Origin of the sequence: Novosphingobium indicum, assembly GCF_014645195.1 — a bacterium.
GTDB classification, from domain to species: Bacteria; Pseudomonadota; Alphaproteobacteria; order Sphingomonadales; family Sphingomonadaceae; genus Novosphingobium; species Novosphingobium indicum.
Genome location: NZ_BMLK01000017.1, coordinates 1 through 16182, shown reverse-complemented (window position 1 = coordinate 16182; position 16182 = coordinate 1). Strand labels below are relative to the sequence as shown.

The 16182-nt window shown below is 63.7% G+C and carries 13 protein-coding genes and 1 pseudogene; 4 read left to right on the top strand and 10 right to left on the bottom strand.

The features are described from left to right. Positions 1-195 precede the first annotated feature (195 nt). Together IEX64_RS16735 and IEX64_RS16730 are read left to right on the top strand one after the other, a co-directional pair. Positions 196-948 carry an SDR family oxidoreductase gene (locus tag IEX64_RS16735; protein ID WP_308422612.1) on the top strand — a complete coding sequence of 251 codons (753 nt, stop codon included), beginning with the start codon at positions 196-198 and terminating at the stop codon, positions 946-948. 45 nt (positions 949-993) lie between these two features. After that, positions 994-1803: an SDR family NAD(P)-dependent oxidoreductase gene (locus tag IEX64_RS16730; protein WP_188821323.1), complete on the top strand. Its 810-nt coding sequence runs from the start codon at positions 994-996 to the stop codon at positions 1801-1803. A 65-nt stretch (positions 1804-1868) separates the two neighbouring features. Here the strand turns inward: IEX64_RS16730 and IEX64_RS16725 are convergent, their stop codons facing one another. Next, complete coding sequence (locus IEX64_RS16725) at positions 1869-2285, bottom strand: hypothetical protein (protein WP_188821321.1); 417 nt, start codon at positions 2283-2285, stop codon at positions 1869-1871. A 607-nt stretch (positions 2286-2892) separates the two neighbouring features. On the opposite strand from IEX64_RS16725, the gene chrA reads away from it, so the two are divergent. Together chrA and IEX64_RS16715 are read left to right on the top strand one after the other, a co-directional pair. Beyond that, positions 2893-4209: a chromate efflux transporter gene (chrA, locus tag IEX64_RS16720; RefSeq protein ID WP_188821319.1), complete on the top strand. Its 1317-nt coding sequence runs from the start codon at positions 2893-2895 to the stop codon at positions 4207-4209. A gap of 10 nt (positions 4210-4219) precedes the next feature. Next, on the top strand, positions 4220-4939 hold the full coding sequence (locus IEX64_RS16715) for a superoxide dismutase (RefSeq protein WP_188821317.1): 720 nt from the start codon (positions 4220-4222) through the stop codon (positions 4937-4939). On the opposite strand, the gene IEX64_RS16710 is transcribed toward IEX64_RS16715, so the two are convergent. From IEX64_RS16710 to IEX64_RS16670, 9 genes and pseudogenes are all read right to left on the bottom strand, one after another. Beyond that, positions 4940-6256, bottom strand: coding sequence for an MFS transporter (locus IEX64_RS16710; protein WP_188821314.1), 1317 nt, complete (start codon positions 6254-6256; stop codon positions 4940-4942). Between the two features lie 85 nt (positions 6257-6341). Next, positions 6342-6686, bottom strand: a complete 345-nt coding sequence (locus IEX64_RS16705) for a DUF6488 family protein (protein WP_188821312.1) — start codon at positions 6684-6686, stop codon at positions 6342-6344. A gap of 65 nt (positions 6687-6751) precedes the next feature. Continuing rightward, complete coding sequence (locus IEX64_RS16700; protein ID WP_188821310.1) at positions 6752-7354, bottom strand: hypothetical protein; 603 nt, start codon at positions 7352-7354, stop codon at positions 6752-6754. Between the two features lie 3 nt (positions 7355-7357). Beyond that, entirely contained in the window at positions 7358-8074 is a 717-nt protein-coding gene (locus IEX64_RS16695) for a HupE/UreJ family protein (RefSeq protein WP_188821308.1), read from the bottom strand. Positions 8075-8085: 11 nt separating this feature from the next. Then, positions 8086-11238 (bottom strand): efflux RND transporter permease subunit, encoded by a 3153-nt coding sequence (locus IEX64_RS16690; RefSeq protein ID WP_188821305.1) that lies wholly within the window; start codon positions 11236-11238, stop codon positions 8086-8088. Positions 11239-11252: 14 nt separating this feature from the next. Next, positions 11253-12494, bottom strand: a complete 1242-nt coding sequence (locus IEX64_RS16685; RefSeq protein WP_188821303.1) for an efflux RND transporter periplasmic adaptor subunit — start codon at positions 12492-12494, stop codon at positions 11253-11255. 2 nt (positions 12495-12496) lie between these two features. After that, complete coding sequence (locus IEX64_RS16680) at positions 12497-13720, bottom strand: TolC family protein (RefSeq protein ID WP_188821301.1); 1224 nt, start codon at positions 13718-13720, stop codon at positions 12497-12499. Positions 13721-13788: 68 nt separating this feature from the next. Next, entirely contained in the window at positions 13789-14163 is a 375-nt protein-coding gene (locus IEX64_RS16675; protein ID WP_188821299.1) for a hypothetical protein, read from the bottom strand. A gap of 354 nt (positions 14164-14517) precedes the next feature. Continuing rightward, a pseudogene (locus IEX64_RS16670) lies at positions 14518-15773 on the bottom strand (IS701 family transposase). Between the last annotated feature and the right edge of the window lie 409 nt (positions 15774-16182).

The window sequence follows — 16182 nt, the reverse complement described above, 5'->3', positions numbered from 1 at the left end:
GGTATCGTTCAGGTCTTTTGACCTTTCCGTTCGCTCGACACGAACGGTCCTGAATCGGATACAAAACGGCGACGCCTTCCAGAAATTTGAACGCATGTTCAGCAAAAATTCTTGACACTCCACGCGGCTCGCGTCAGCCAATGGATACGATCGGGCGTATCGCCCCATTCAAGAACTGTCGGGAGAATGTCTGAAATGTCCAAGCCGCTCGAAGGGAAAGTCGCGCTCGTAACCGGGGCCTCCTCGGGCATCGGGGAAGGGGCTGCGCTGTGCCTTGCCGAAGCCGGGGCGACTGTTGCGATGACAGCCCGCCGTGCCGATCGCCTTGCCGGACTGGTCGAGAAGATCGAGGCGATGGGCGGCAAGGCTCTTGCCATTCCCGGCGATATGACCGTGGAAGAGCAGGCGCGCGGCGCGGTCGAGGAAGCCGTGAGCAAGCTCGGCAGTATCGACATTCTCATCAACTCGGCCGGCATCATGGAAGCCGGCGGGATCGAGAACTGCGACACCGAAATCTACCGCAAGGTGATCGACATCAACCTGATGGGCACGGTCTATACCTGTGCTGCCGCCGTGCCGCACATGCTCGAGCAGGGTGGGGGTGACATCATTACCATCTCCTCGCTTGCCGGGCGCAAGGGCGGCCCGATGACCAGCGCTTATTCGGCCAGCAAGCACGCGGTCAATTTCATGACCGACGGCATGCGGCAGGAACTGGGCGACCGGAACATCCGCGTCACCACGCTGATGCCGGGCGCAACCGAAACCGAAGTGGGCGACAACATCACCGATCCCAACTGGCGCAAGGCGATCCAGGCGCACGTGGCCAAGGAAGGCGCCGTGAAGCCGCGAGACATCGGTGAGGCCATCGTTTTCATTCTCGCCATGCCGCGGCGGACCAACATCTCGGAAATCTCGATCCGGCCGACCATCGACACTTCAGCGTAAGGCCGGGTGCGGCAAACATGATTTGATAAAGAGGGAGAGCGAACAATGGCTGGAAGGCTTCAGGACAAGGTCTGCGTGATTACCGGTGCCGGTTCGGGCATGGGCAAAGCCATGGCCGAACTGTTTCACGCCCAAGGCGCGAAGCTGGTGCTCGCCGACATCTCGGGCAAGCAGGACGAAGTGGCGGCGGCGCTCGGCGGAGATGCCGTGGGCGTACACTGCGACGTTTCGGACGAGGCCGATGTGCAGGCGATGATCGCGACGGCCGAGGACACCTTCGGCCGGCTCGACGTGCTGTGCAACAATGCCGGCTTCGGCGGCCCCATGGCGCCGCTGCACACGCAGACGACCGAAACCTGGGACAAGGTTCACGCCACGAACATCAAGGGCGCGTTCCTTGGCATGAAGTACGGCGTCATTTCGATGCTCAAGACCGGCGGCGGCGCCATCGTGAACACCACCAGCGCCTCGGGCGTGGTCGGCTGGAAGCACCACAGCGTCTACGGTGCGGCCAAGGCCGGCGTGAACCAGCTCACCAAGACCGCTGCGCTCGACTATTCTGACAAGAACATCCGCATCAACGCGATTGCGCCGGGCACGATGTGGACGGGGCTGGTCGAAGCCTCGCAGACCCATGCCGAGCCGCCGGCGGAATACCCGGTTCTGGCCGGTATCCCGATGGGCCGCTGGGGCCTTGCAAAGGACATCGCCAACGCCGCGCTCTACCTCGCCAGCGACGAAGCGGCCTACGTCACCGGCGTGATCCTGCCTGTCGATGGCGGCTATTGCATTGGCTTTTCCGGCATGGGCGCTGAGCGTCCCGGCATCGCCAGCGTCAACACCGACGGAACCTGAAGCTTGCGGGGGCGCTAGTCTGCGCCCCCCTTCGGCCGTTCAGAGCGGCGCGATATCCGCTGCGGCTAGAGACTGGCTCCCGTATTGCGGTGATAGCTGCGGGCCGCGTCAGCGTTCTGGATGTCGTAGCTGAACCATGCGTTCTCGCCATGATCGAAGATCTGGACGAGACCATCGCGCACTTGTGCGGTGTAGAATGTCGATGTGCCGCGGTCGAAGCCCCGTATCTTGAGGTCGTGCATCGTTTCGCCATCGGTTTCGAACGACACGAAAGTCCGGTCGCCGGCATCGTAGAGTTCGGGGAGAGTGCCGCCAAACTTGACGCCGCGGTCGCCGTCGAAGCCCTGCAGTCGGTCCCCCCGGCACTCGGCGGCGATCCGCCGATCCCGTCTTGCGGAGTGATCGTAGATTCCGGCAACCTTCTTGCCGGTGGCGAAGGTAAAGGCAGCTGCGGCAACAAGGGCGCGAGTATGGGATAGCATGGGCCCACCTGGCACCGGGATGATCGCGAGATCAAGCCGTCTTTTCACCGGTGCCGTGATTGTGCCCCGACGGGACCAGATCGGTCCGGACTGTCCGGGAGGTTCTGTGGCCGAAAGAAATCGGAAACAGCTGCCTGGGGGACGCCCATGAACGTCTCAGGAAGCTGTGATGGAGGCCCGAGCCGGACTCTCTCAAACGTGATATTTCAGGGAGATACAATGTCTAACCATCCCGAAATGCCAATTGAACTTCTGCGGCATCCCATGCCGGATGTCTAACCGTTGAATCAGTCAAAATATATGGGTCTCTCACGCCCTCCCGCTGGCCGAATGGCCAGAACCTGGGGCGATCTGGAAAGGCTCCAATGCTGTGCGGGACGGTTGAATTCACCTTATAGTGCAGGATAGTGCAGGCTGGCCGATCTGGTCCGATCGTCGGTAGGACCGTGCCGCCGCTTCTCCCTGACCATCAAAGCAGGCTTTCGCCAGCAAGCAGTACCGTGTAGGAAGCCGTCACGGGGTTAAGCAACCTCCCGGTCAGGCAGCGATGCCCAAGTGTTGCCTCGTCGCTCCACCGTTCGGTGGACGCATTCTTGCGAGGTAATGAATGGATCGTGCAACTGCTTCCGCCTCGAGCTTCCCTGAGCTATGGCGAGCGTTCCTTCGCATTGGCCTGCTTAGCTTCGGCGGGCCTGCCGGACAGATCGCGCTCATGCACCGTGAACTCGTCGATGAGCGCGGGTGGATCAGCGAGGATGACTATCTCCACGCGCTGAATGTCTGCCACCTTTTGCCGGGGCCCGAGGCGCAGCAGCTGGCCACATGGATCGGCTGGCGCTTGCATGGCTGGCGCGGTGGCCTGGTAGCGGGCCTGCTGTTCGTGATCCCCGGCTCGCTGGTGATACTCGCGCTCTCGATACTCTATGCCATGGCAGCCAACCTCGCGTGGTTCAGCGCAATCTTCCTCGGGGTCAAGGCTGCGGTGCTGGCGATCGTGGTCCAGGCACTGCTCAGGATAGCGGGACGCGCGCTCGACACGCGCTTCAAGCAAGGCTTGGCGGCGGCGGCATTCGTGGCGCTCTTCGTGCTCGACCTGCCGTTCCCGTTGATCGTGCTCGGAGCAGGCGCTGCGGGCATGCCCGTCGCGTCAACAAGGCCCGACTGGCTGGCGTTGAAACCTGGCGCCGCATCGGCACCCGTCGGACCGCGCCCTTGGAGCAGCACTATCCAGTCGGTCGCAATCTGGGGCGTGATCTGGGGCACCCCGATGGCGCTGGTCGCCGCCACCCTTGGCATCGACCACGTACTGTGGGACATCGGCGCCTTCTTCTCGCAACTCGCGGTAGTGACTTTCGGCGGGGCCTATGCGGTCCTGGCCTATATGGCGCAGGAAGCCGTGCAGGGCTTCGGCTGGTTGCAACCGGGCGAGATGGCCGATGGGCTCGGGCTTGCCGAAACGACGCCGGGGCCGCTCATCATGGTGACGCAGTTCGTCGGCTTTCTGGCAGCGTACCGCGCGCCGGAGCCGTTCACACCGATTATCGCGGGCCTGCTGGGGGCTGGCCTGACGACGTGGGTCACGTTCGCTCCCTGTTTCCTTTGGATTTTCGCGGTGGCACCGTGGATCGACCGGTTGGGCAATACCGTGCGGCTCAAAGGTGGCCTCGCAGCCGTGACGGCGGCAGTGGTGGGCGTGATCGCCAACCTTACCGCGTGGTTCCTGCTCCACGTCCTGTTCTCGACGGTCGGCGAATCGCGCGTGGGACCGTTGCGGCTCTACACGCCGGACTGGGCAAGTTTCGACTGGCGCGCAGCGCTGCTGGCTGTGCTAGCCTGCCTGCTGGTGTTTGGCGCAAAGTGGTCGATAATGCGCGTTCTGGCCGTGGCGGCTCTTGGCGGCCTGGTGCTGGGCATGGCGATCTGAGGACGTGAGCATGAGCAAGATCACAAGGCGTGAGGCGATCGGCACGGCGGCCATCGGTGTGGCAGGGGCGGCTCTGACCGGCAGTGCGTCCTCGCCGGCGGCAGCGCGGGACCCTGCGCGGATTAAAGCATTTTTAGGTACGCTTGCGCCCAGGCCGCTGCGCTTCGATCCGGCCAAGCTCACCGGTCTTTCCGAAAGGCTCATCACCTCGCACTGGGAGAACAACTACAGGGGCTCGGTACGCGGGTTGAATACAATCGAGGCGCGTCTTGCCGCCGCGATGGCCGATCCCGATTTTCCGCCTGTCGCCTATGCCGGGCTCAAGCGCGAGGAACTGCACCGCACCGGATCGGTGGTGCTGCATGAACTCTACTTCGATGGACTCGGCGGCAATGGCGAGGCGGGCGGATCGGTCCGCGATGCGCTCGCCTCGGCATTCGGCAGCTTTGATGCCTGGCTGGCGGAATTTCGTCGCACAGCCATGTCGCTGGCGGGTGGCTCGGGCTGGTGCGTGCTGACCTGGAACGCGCACACCCGATCGCTCCACAACTACTGGGCATGGGACCACATGCACGGGGCCGTCAGCGGCGCCCCGCTGATCGCGCTCGACATGTACGAGCACAGCTATCACATGGACTACGGCACTGCGGCAGCGCGCTATATCGATGCCTTCATGGCTAATCTCGACTGGGAGGTGGTGGACGAGCGCTATCGCGCAGCCACGGCCTGACTAGGCCCGCCCAGGCCAGTGGCCGTGGAGTTCGTCGATAACGAAAGCGTGGCTGTGCCCGTGATCGCCGTCATCGGCGAAATGGGGATGGCCTGCGGGCAGTTCGGGGTGCTCGTGCGGCACACTTGCGGGGTCTCGCGAAGGCCAGCGCCAGAGTGCCAGCAACACGCCGAGCACAGCAAGCGCAGCTAATGCGACGAAGGTGAGCGCCATTCCCTTCGCTGCCCCAACCTGCCCTGCAACGGGATAGGCGATGAGCCAGCACACGTGGCTGAGCGCGAATTGCGCCGCGAACAGGGCGGGCCTGTCGGCATCGCTGGAGGAACGGCGCAAGAGGCGCCCGCCTGGGGTCACGCATAGGGCATAGCCAGCCCCCATCACCAGCCAACCAGCCAGCAGCACCGGCCAGTTGAGCACCATCAATCCGCAGACCGCCAGCACGATGGCGAGTATCGTTGCCCCGGCAAGCATCACCGCACGGTCGCTGGCACGCTTGAGGATGCGCGGCAATGAAAGCGCCGCGAGCATCGATCCGCCGCCATAGGCCGCGAGCGCGAGGGCAACGTCCTCCCGAGAACGGCCCATGCCCTTCACGATCACCACCGTGTTGACGATCACCATCGCACTGCCCGCCGCCGCAGCCAGCGTGACAGCAAGCAGGCCGACGAGGCGTGGCGTTCTGACGTAGATGCGCGCACCGCGCGTGGTCTTGTGCCAGGCACTTTCTGCCCGCTTCAACGCCTCCGCGCGATGCGGCAGCGCCGAGGTAACTACCAGCAATGCCGACGCTATGAACCCAACGGACGTGCCCGCAAAGAGCCAGTGAAAGCTGATCACCGTGAGCAGTGCTGCTGCCAGCATCGGGCTGATCAGGCTTTCAAGGTCGTAGGCCAGCCGCGAAAGTGACAGCGCGCTCGTGTATTCTTCCTCGTTAGGAAGGATCTCGGGGATGGTTGCCTGAAAGGTCGGCGTGAAGGCTGCCGAGGCCGACTGGAGCAGGAAGATCAGCACATAGACCTGCCATACCGCATCGACGAAGGGCAACACTAGGGCGACTCCCGCACGCACGACGTCCATTGCCACCAGCAACATCTTGCGCGGCAGGCGGTCGGCATGGGCACCGACAATCGGCGCAATGGCGACGTAGGCCACCATCTTGATCGCGAGCGCCGTGCCGAGCACTGCCCCGGCGTCGGCTCCGGCTATCTCGTACGCGAGAAGGCCGAGCGCGACTGTTGCCAGGCCAGTGCCGACGAGGGCAATGATCTGTGCCATGAACAGGTGCCGGTAGGTGCGATGGGCGAGAACCGAAAACATGGCGGAATCGACTCCGTTGCGAGCAGCGGAACATGGTCACGGGTACAAGGTCGATCCCGGATTCCGGGTCAACTGCGAAGCGGGGTCAGACCGCCTTGTAGCCCGCCGAGACGAACTCGCCGCTGGCCGTGAGAACGACATAGAGCTTGCGCTGCGAGGCCTCGCGGATCGCGGCGTTCTCGAATGTTACCACCCACCGGCTTTCGCCGCCCACCGGCTTGAGAGCTGCGTCGCCAGCCTCGACCTTCGCCCAACTGGCTGGCAGCTTCGACTGGGTGACCAGCTTCACCACGGCCTCCTTGGCCGACACACGCACGGGCTTTCGCTCGGAGCGTGCATGATTTTCGTGACCTTCGGGGTGCGCGCAAGCCGGCGCTCCAAGGGCCATTGCAGACACGGCCGCGACGCCGGCGAACAGGAACTTATGCATATTCGAACTCCATAACCTGCGATTGAAATCTATGTCCTCAAACCCGACTGAACCGGGCATGGACTTCACTTTTTTGGAACGAGCGCGAACTTCGCGAAATCGCCCTGCGCGCGCGCAACGATGGTGACGGCGGCCGTACCGTCGTTACGCCAGTACCAGCCGTGCGTACCCTCGAACGGAGCGCGGAACGTGCCCTTCTCGCCGGTGGTCGTGGCGATCTCGTAGCTCGTGTAATCGTTGCCCACCGCGCCCACTTCCTCGCCGTGGAACTCCCAGTAGATCGGCACACCGTCCTTGGTGGACCATTCGTAGGCGAACTCGCCGCCTGCCTTGGTCATGGCCTTGACCTCGCGCCCTTCACCAGGTGCGAGCATGAGTTCGACGGTTTCCGCGTCAGCTCCCAGTTCCACGGGCGCACTGGCCGCATCGTCGAGGACAAGGGTTTGCGCAGTGTCCGCCATTGCCTCGGCCCTGTGACTCTTGGCCTCGCCCATGGCGGTCAGGCCCATCAGGCGTCCGGTACCAAGCGGGTCTACGCCATATTCGGCAGGCATCACGCTAGTAACCAACAGCACGCCTGCGACGGCGGCAGCGATCAGCGTCGCGCGGTTGAGCTGGCGGACGGTGGGTAGTTCCCCAGGGGTCGGGGAGTGCGGGGTCTCTTGCATCGGTCAAGCTCCTGACGAAAGGAAGTAGCCGGCCATCTGGTAGCCGAACAGAAGGAAGCCCGCGCTCATCAGCGCGGTGTTGGTGGCGAAGGCGTGACGCGCGAAGCTGGCCGAGCGCCGCCAGTATCCCATCGCGATCAGGATCGCGCCGAGGGCGAGCATCTGCCCGACCTCAACCCCGACATTGAAGGCAATGAGGTTGGTCACGAGGCCATCGGTCGAAAGGTTGAAGTCCTGCAGCTTGGTCGCCAAGCCAAAGCCGTGGAAGAAGCCGAAAACGAGCACGGCCACCTTGGTGTTGGGCTGGAACCCGAACCAGCGTCGGTAGGCGCCCATGTTGTCTAGCGCCTTGTAGACGACCGACAGGCCGATGATCGCATCGACGAGATAGGAACTGACATGCGTGCCCAGCAGCACTCCCGCGATCAGCGTGGTGCTGTGGCCGATCGCGAAAAGCGTCACGTAAGCTGCGACATGTTTCATCCGGTAGAGGAAAAAGATCACCCCGAACAGGAACAGCAGGTGATCGTAGCCCGTCACCATGTGCTTGGCGCCCAAATAGAGAAACGCGAAGACCTGCGGCCCGCTGTTCGCCTCGATGAAACCCTTGTCTCCCTCGGCCACGCCGTGAGCCAGCGCGGCACCCGCGCCGAGCAGGAGGGCCAGAGTAGCAGTCCAGCGGGCCAGCCGGAGCGGTATCGATCGCGACAATTCAGTCATCCTTTGCATTTTCATGCGTTAGCGGGGAGAACGTCAGAATCCCCCTCCTTCGCTTCATTTGTCTTGTTCCCACGCACCGCGCGGTAGAGTGCCGGCAGGACCAGCAGTGTCAGCACCGTCGAGGAGATGATGCCGCCGATGACGACGGTCGCCAGCGGCCGCTGAACCTCTGACCCCAGCCCGACGTTGAGCGCCATGGGAACGAAGCCAAGGCTCGCCACTAGCGCCGTCATCAGCACCGGGCGCAGGCGTGCCAGCGCGCCTTCCCGGATCGCCCGTTCGAGCGGCAGGCCCTCGTCGATGAGCTGCCTAATGAAGGTCAGCATGACGACGCCATTGAGCACGGCGACGCCCGACAGAGCGATGAAGCCGACACCGGCGGAGATCGAGAAGGGAATGCCGCGCAGGAGGAGCGCCATGACGCCGCCGGTGAGCGCGAGGGGCACTCCCGAGAACACCACCAGCGCGTCCCTGGCCGATCGGAACAGCGTCACCAGCAGGCCGAAGATGAGCAGTAACGCGAGCGGGACGACGATCTGAAGGCGCAGAGCCGCCGATTGCAGTTGCTCGAAGGTGCCGCCGTAGTCGATCCAGTAGCCTTGCGGCAGTTCGACCTCGCTGGCGATGCGCTGCTTGGCCTCGGTGATGAACGAGCCGAGATCGCGTCCGCGCACGTTGGTGGTCACCACCGCGCGGCGCTTGCCGTCCTCGCGGCTGATCTGGTTGGGCCCCTCGATGCGCTCGATGGTCGCGACCTCTGACAACGGAACCTCGCCCCCGCCCGCCAGCGGGATCGGCAGGCGTTCGAGCACCTGCGGGTCCTGGCGCATTTCCTCGGGCAGGCGAACGACGATGTCGAAGCGGCGGTCGCCCTCGAAGATCTGCCCAGCGTCGGCGCCGCCCATCGCCGTGGAGACCACCGTCTGCACGTCGTCGACGTTGAGGCCGAGCTGGGTAAGGCGCAGGCGATCGGGCACGACCTGGATGAACGGCAGTCCGGTCACGTGCTCGGTCTGCGCATCCTGCGAGCCCGCGATGCTCGACACCACGCCCTCGATCTCGGCAGCAGTGGCCGCCAACTGGTCGAGATCGTCGCCATAGACCTTGATCGCGACGTCCGAGCGAACGCCAGCGATGAGCTCGTTGAAGCGCATCTGAATGGGCTGGATGAACTCATAGCGCGAGCCGGGAACCTGCTGCACCGCCTTGTTCAGTTCGGCAACGAGCTGGGCCTTGGGCTTGCGGGGATCAGGCCACTCCTTGCGGGGTTTCATGATGATGAAGGTATCGGCAACCGAAGGCGGTACCGGGTCGGTCGCGACATCGGCGGTGCCGATCTTGGCGAAGACCTTGTCGACTTCGGGGAAGGTCTTAATCTTCTCCTCCAGCGCGCTCTGCATCTGCACCGCCTGCGTCAGGCTGGTGCCGGGAATGCGCAGCGCGTGGAGCGCGATGTCGCCTTCGTCGAGGTTGGGAATGAACTCCGAGCCCAGCCGCGTCGCGGCAAGCCCGCTCAAGACGACCAGTGCCGCCGCGCCCGCGATCACCGCCTTGCGGCGACGGATCGCGAAATCGAGCATCGGCACGTAGCGCGCATTGGCCGCGCGCATGACCCGATTCTCCTTTTCCTCGACGCGGCCCGTCACGAAGCTGGCAACGGCGGCGGGAACGAAGGTCAGCGAAAGCAGAAGTGCGGCGGTCAGCGCCATCACCACGGTCAGCGCCATCGGGTGGAACGTCTTCCCTTCCACGCCTTCGAGCGCGAAGATCGGCACGTAGACGATGGTGATGATGAGGATGCCGAACAGGCTCGGCTTGATCACCTCTGCCGAGGCACTTGCAGCGAGCTTGAAGCGTTCTTCCCTCTCTAGCAGGCGGCCAAGCGTGTGCTGCCGCTCGCCGAAGCGCCTCAAGCAGTTCTCGACGATGATCACCGCGCCATCGACGATAAGGCCGAAGTCGAGCGCGCCAAGGCTCATCAGGTTGCCTGAAGTATCGCTCGCCACCATCCCGGTGATGGTGAGCAGGAACGACAGCGGGATGACCGCCGCCGTGATCAACGCCGCCCGGATGTTGCCGAGCAGGACGAACAGCACGACGATGACCAGCAGAGCACCTTCGGCCAGGTTCTTCTCGACCGTGCCGACGGTCGCCTCGACCAGCTTCGAGCGATCATAGACGGTGTTCGCCACAACGCCGCCCGGCAGCGACTTGTTCACTTCCTCCAACCGCTCGGCGACTGCCACGCTCACATCGCGGGCGTTCTCGCCAACGAGCATGTAGATGGTGCCGAGCACCACTTCGCGCCCGTCCTTGGTCGCCGCGCCATTGCGGATTTCAGAACCGATGCTGACATCGGCAACATCGGCGATGCGCACGGGAACCCCGCCGCGCGAGGCGACGATGATGCCCGAAAGATCGCGCTCGTCCTCTGCCTGCCCCGGCACGCGGATCAGGAATTGCGAACCCGACCGCTCGACATAGCCCGCGCCGACGTTGCCGTTGTTGGCCTCAAGCGCCTTGATCACGTCTTCGACAGTCAGGCCGAAGCCGGCCAGCCGTGAAGGATGCGGAGCGACCACGTATTCCTTGCGGAACCCGCCCACCGAGTTGACCTCGGTGACGCCGGGCACGGTGCGTAACTGAGGGCGCACCACCCAGTCATGCAGCGTGCGCAAGTCCTGCGCAGTATAGGGCGAACCATCGGGCTTTAACGCGCCGGGCTTGGCCTCGATGGTGTACATGAAGATCTCGCCAAGCCCGGTCGCGATTGGCCCCAGTTCGGGCTCGACGCTGGCGGGAAGGCTGGAGCGTACCGACTGCAGTCGCTCGTTGACGAGCTGGCGTGCGAAATAAATGTCAGTGCCGTCCTCGAATACCACCGTCACCTGGCTCAGGCCATAGCGAGAGACCGAACGCGTGTATTCAAGCCCCGGCAGACCCGAGATCGCGGTCTCCACCGGATAGGTGATGCGCTGCTCCGCCTCGATCGGGGAGAACCCCGGCGCGGAGGTGTTGATCTGCACCTGCACGTTGGTGATGTCCGGCACGGCATCGATCTTGAGCCGCCCGAAATTGTAGATGCCGATGACGCCCAGGATGGCGACCAGGACGAGCACCGCGATGCGCTGCCGGATCGACAGCTCGATGATCTTCTCAAGCATTGTCGCAGCGCCCCTTAATGGTCATGGCTCGCGCCCGACTTCTCGATGTCGGCCTTGATGACGTAGCTGTTCTCGCTGGCGTAGACCGTGCCCGGCTTGATGCCGCTGATGACCTCGGTCCACTCCGGCCCTTCCTGGCCCAGTTCGAGCATGCGCACTTCGTAGGTCTCGCCGATCTTGGCGAAGACCACGCGGAAGTCGCGGAACTGCTGGATCGCGTCGGTACGCACGGCCAGCGGCACGTTGCGCTGGTCCACCGTGACGAGGCCGCGCACGGCCATGCCAGGGCGCCAGAAGCCATCGCGGTTCGGCAACGGCGCACGCGCCGTCACCGCCTGGCTCGTGACCTCCGCCAGCGGCAGGAAGTCACGGATCACCGAAGCTTGCATGCGGTTGCCCTCAAGTCCGCGGATCTGCACGGACTGGCCGGGGCGCACGCGCTCAATGTCGCGCGGGAAAACCGGGAAAGTCGCCACCGTGCGCGAAGGGTCGGAAATGACGAACAGCGGCTCGCTGCCCGCGATGGATCCGACATTGGCCTTGCGCTCGCTGATGACGCCCGAAATCGGCGCATAGATCGCGTAAGTCTGGAGCGAGTAGCTGCTTTCAACGCGCGCCAGCAGCGTGCCCTTGCCGACCCGCTCGCCGACATTGCGGTAGACGGCGACGACAGGCCCCGGATACTTCGCGCCCACTTCGGCGCTGCCTGCGGGATCGAGTTCGACGCGGCCGATGATCTCCACTGCCTCGCCGATCTGGCGCGGCCCGACGGTCTCGGTCTTGATGCCGGCTGCACGCGCGGCTGCGTCGGTTATGGTCGCGCGCCCTTCGTAGGAATCAAAGTTCCACTTGTGCGTCCTGCCACCTTCCTTGGCGACAACCGCAACATCGAAGCTGTGCGGCTCGACCAGCGTGGCATTGCCGCGCAGGAAGCCGTCCTGTGGCTTGAAGGCGAAGGTCGTCTTCTCTCCGTCCAGGCGGCTGATCGAGACGCGGGCATCGACCTTGGCGGGATCGAGCGGCTTGTCGCCCTGATAGGCGTAGAGGCGATATTCGGGCGGAATGCCGTCCTCGAACACGGTAACCTCGAGGGAGAAGTCACCATCACGCAGCATCCGGCCATTGTGCGGGCCGCGCTCGTAATCAGCCGGGGCGGCTTCCTCGCTTTCCACGGTTGTCTCGGTTTCAGGGGCCTCGCTACAGGCGGCGAGGGGTGCGGCGAGAAGCGCCGCGATGATGAGATAGGAACGGCGCATTGTCAGTTGCCCCCAACAAGGTCTGCAAATCGGCCCGTGAGGCGATCGAGATCGGCCTTGGCCCGGTGGTATTCGGAAAGAGCATCGACCATGCGCACACGCGCGTCGTGCAGCGCGCTCTGTGCGGTCGATACGTCGAGAAAGGTGAAGCCGCCGCGGTTGTAGCCCGCGCGCACTTCCCGCAGCGTCTGCTCGGCGCCGGGAATGACCTTTGTGCGGATGGCATCGGCCTCGTGCCGGGCTTCCTCCACGCGCTCGGCGGCAAGCCCGATCTCACGGCGGCGCTGGAAGCGTTCGACCGCAAGCTCGGCTTCGACCTGCCGCTTTTCCGCTGCGGCACGATCCCGGTTGGCCCGGTTGAGGGCACGGTTGGCCAGCGGCAGCGAGACGCCAGCGACCAGCGCGACATCGCCCGTGCCGAAGACACGCGGTCCACCAAAGACAGTGGGATCGGTGCGCGCGTTGGCATCCTGCAGGCGAATGTTGGCATCGGCCCTGAGGCTGCGCGCCTCGTACAGCGCCAGGTCGATCGAGGCGAACTCGTCGAGCGCGACCTCTGGTGGCTGCGGTTCGAGAAAGCCTGCGGTGATCACGGAGATCGCCGCGGCATCGCTGCCCGTCAGCAGCGCGAGGCGGGCCTTGGCGGCATCCAGGGCATGCTCGGCCAGTTCCAGGTCCACCATGGCTTCGGCAAGCTGCGTTCGTGCGCGCGTCCCTGCGAACAGGGGATCGCGTGCATCGTCGACCCGTCGCTTGACCTCGACCTGCAGCTTGCGGGCAATCTCCACCCGGCTTTTCGCCAGTTCGAGATCGAGCGCGGCAGACTGCACCTCGACGTAGAGTTCCTGCACCTGCTGTGCGAGGTCGAGCCGCTGGATCAGCGCCTCGGCCTGGGCGACACCAATGTCGCCCTCGGCCAGCTCGATGCGCGCCTGCCGCTTGTTGCCGCGTTCGACACGCTGGTTGTAGGTCGCATCGACCTGCACCTGGTTGAAACCGTTGGTGCCGATATTCTCGACTGTTCCGTCGATCGTCGGGTCCGGCTTGGTGTCGGCGGCGGCGCGAGCGGCCTGCAAGACCTCCACACGGGCCGCTGAGACCTGCCCCTGCGGCGAGTGCGCAACCGACTGGCGGATCGCCTCTTCCAGCGTCAGCGGCGCGGCATGGGCCGTTCCTGCCGACGCGACCGTGACTGCCAGCATGGCAGCACGCATCATCGCGTTCATTGTGATACTCCAGAGAACTCTATCTGCTTCGCGAACGACGAAAACCGGGCAGCTGCCCGATACAAACGTCAGAGCGCGCGCGGAGGTCTCAAGAGGGATTCCGGGCGTGAATGTGCGACTTGCGCAATGCTGCGGTCGAACAGAAGGTCGGAACCTTCAATCCAGGCTGCCAAAGCCGGAGCGTGGGGCAGCATGACAGCGGTTCCCATGGCCAACGACGGAGCATGATCGTGGGTCAGCCCCTTGTCTGTCCCTTCATCGTTGCCATCGTGATCGTCGGCAAAAGCTGGAGCTTGTGACTTCTCCAGCGCGCCTGGACCGTAATGGGTGTGAATCTGGTTGGCCGCCGACAGTTGCTCATGCCCCGCAAGATGTGCGCTCCACGCGGTCGCAGGCACGACAAGCGAGCAAACGAGCAATAGGAGGGCAAAGCGGACGAGCATCGCGTTTGGTTATCGCACGTAGAGCTTGATGGCAATCCTCTTTGGAAGGAGGTGCCCGCACCTTGATGATCTGACTGTACGCTCAGGCATTCCTAAGGTGGATCATGCGAGGGCTGACCGGGACGCGGGGCTGTCAAGCCGGACTGAAATCACCCCAACCCGGAATCGCACCCTCTCCCCCTCGCTCGCACTGAAACGATCAGGAATGATCGTGTCGGGACGCGAGGAAAATTTCCAAACTTTCTGGAATTTGGCTCTTTTTTATAGCACTACTTTGGCAGAACTTTACTGGGACGTCTGATGAGGCAACATCCGCAGTGAGGGCAATGCCCCGGCGGTGAGCGAGACAGGCGGTCAAGGATGGCCTGGCGCACTGCAGGCAAGGTAGGTTGGGGAGGCGGACCGAGGATTCTTTTTTTCCGCCTCGCCTGAGCGAGCCTTTGGGATTGCAGGAAGGCGTAGGCCATCATCGACATCAAGGCGTGGCGGTGAAGCCCGGTCCAGGATCGTCCTTCGAAGTGATCGAGGCCGAGTTCCTCCTTGAGTTGCTGATGCGCTTGTTCGCAAACCCAGTTCGCCTTGATCGCACCGGCGAGAGCCTTGATCGGGGTGTCGCTGGGCAGATTGGAGAGATAGTATTTGCGCTCGCCATTCGAGCTATGCTCACCAACCAGCCAGGCTTCCTCGCCCGGCATGTGCTGGGCCCCGGCAGAGCCGATCCGTTGAGGCGCACCATCGGCAATGCGCACGCGCATGGCGGCAAAGCGGGCCGTCAGCCGTCCCTTTGTTCCTTTGCGCCAACTGACCTGTCGCCACTTCGCGCCTTCGAGCATTGCGTGCGCGGCCATGGATTTGACGTCGGGCACATGTCGCACCCGTGGGCGACCGCGTCCTGCGACTGGGAAGATCAGTTGCACATCGGCCGGATAGACCTTCTGATGCCGGGGGATGCCAACCGCCCAGCAAAGGCTACGCGCACTCAGTGCCTGCCGGAACGGAGCCGACAGCCCGTAACCCGCATCGGCCAGCACGCAGCCAAAGCGCACCCCGGCAGCGATGATGCGATCGATCTCCTCAATCGCGATCTCTGGCTTGGTGCGGTATAACTGCAAGGGCGTAGGCACGCCAGCCTTGTCCATGCGGGCAGCATCGCTCGTCCAGCTTTCCGGCAGGAACAGCCGCAAGCTTAACATGAGGGGAACTTCGCCCGAGGCCAGTGTCACCGATACCATCGTCTGGCAGTTGGCATTCTTGCCCAGCGCCGTGGCGTATTGGGGCGCGACGCCAGCCGAAGCCTTGCCCTTCTTGGGCAGGGCGGTGTCGTCGATGATCAACCAGGCTCCCTCACCTTCAACCAATTCATCCGCCTGGTTCCACAAGGTCGCTTCCAGAGGCGCGCTGTCCCACAGCCCCGCCCCGATGAAATGATGAAGCCGGTCATAAGGGATCGCATCCGAGCGGGCTGCCGTGGGCTGAATGCTCTTGCGATCACCGGGCCCGATCAGACCGGCGATATAGGCCGGGCACATTCTACGTCGAGTCTTGTTCCCCAAGGCTTCCAGATATGGCGCAAGCCACCGTTCAAGATCCGCCTGCCACGCCTCTTCCATCGCCAGCCTCCATCAAAGCTGGCTCCCCATGAATCATGCATTCAGCGACATGGGAATCCCGAAAATCAAAGTTCTGCCAAAGTAGTGCTAGGCGGCGTGGACAAATTCCTCGCGGATCACGGTTAGGCCCATTCTGGCCCTGGCGAGGCGCGAAGGCGCAGACAAAGTGGGCCTCTTTCTAGCCGGAGCAACGGTGTCAGGGCTAGAATGGGCCTAACCTCTGCGGGGCCGGACCAAAAGCCGCCATTTCTGCGTCGGCTCGGCTTGCCATATCGACATATGCCCGCGCCTCACCTTCTTGAACTGACGGTTTTGACCGCGAGGAATTTGTCCACGCCGCCTTAGCTCGACTTTGTACGTTTTTCGTTACGTCCAGGTCCAGAAGAGGCTGATGTTTGCGATGTGGTTA

Bases quoted from the DNA above. Each gene is read 5' to 3' on its own strand.
- IEX64_RS16735 (WP_308422612.1), top strand. From the start codon at position 196: ATGTCCAAGCCGCTCGAAGGGAAAGTCGCGCTCGTAACCGGGGCCTCC.
- IEX64_RS16730 (WP_188821323.1), top strand. From the start codon at position 994: ATGGCTGGAAGGCTTCAGGACAAGGTCTGCGTGATTACCGGTGCCGGT.
- IEX64_RS16725 (WP_188821321.1), bottom strand. From the start codon at position 2,285: ATGCTATCCCATACTCGCGCCCTTGTTGCCGCAGCTGCCTTTACCTTC.
- chrA (WP_188821319.1), top strand. From the start codon at position 2,893: ATGGATCGTGCAACTGCTTCCGCCTCGAGCTTCCCTGAGCTATGGCGA.
- IEX64_RS16715 (WP_188821317.1), top strand. From the start codon at position 4,220: ATGAGCAAGATCACAAGGCGTGAGGCGATCGGCACGGCGGCCATCGGT.
- IEX64_RS16710 (WP_188821314.1), bottom strand. From the start codon at position 6,256: ATGTTTTCGGTTCTCGCCCATCGCACCTACCGGCACCTGTTCATGGCA.
- IEX64_RS16705 (WP_188821312.1), bottom strand. From the start codon at position 6,686: ATGCATAAGTTCCTGTTCGCCGGCGTCGCGGCCGTGTCTGCAATGGCC.
- IEX64_RS16700 (WP_188821310.1), bottom strand. From the start codon at position 7,354: ATGCAAGAGACCCCGCACTCCCCGACCCCTGGGGAACTACCCACCGTC.
- IEX64_RS16695 (WP_188821308.1), bottom strand. From the start codon at position 8,074: ATGACTGAATTGTCGCGATCGATACCGCTCCGGCTGGCCCGCTGGACT.
- IEX64_RS16690 (WP_188821305.1), bottom strand. From the start codon at position 11,238: ATGCTTGAGAAGATCATCGAGCTGTCGATCCGGCAGCGCATCGCGGTG.
- IEX64_RS16685 (WP_188821303.1), bottom strand. From the start codon at position 12,494: ATGCGCCGTTCCTATCTCATCATCGCGGCGCTTCTCGCCGCACCCCTC.
- IEX64_RS16680 (WP_188821301.1), bottom strand. From the start codon at position 13,720: ATGAACGCGATGATGCGTGCTGCCATGCTGGCAGTCACGGTCGCGTCG.
- IEX64_RS16675 (WP_188821299.1), bottom strand. From the start codon at position 14,163: ATGCTCGTCCGCTTTGCCCTCCTATTGCTCGTTTGCTCGCTTGTCGTG.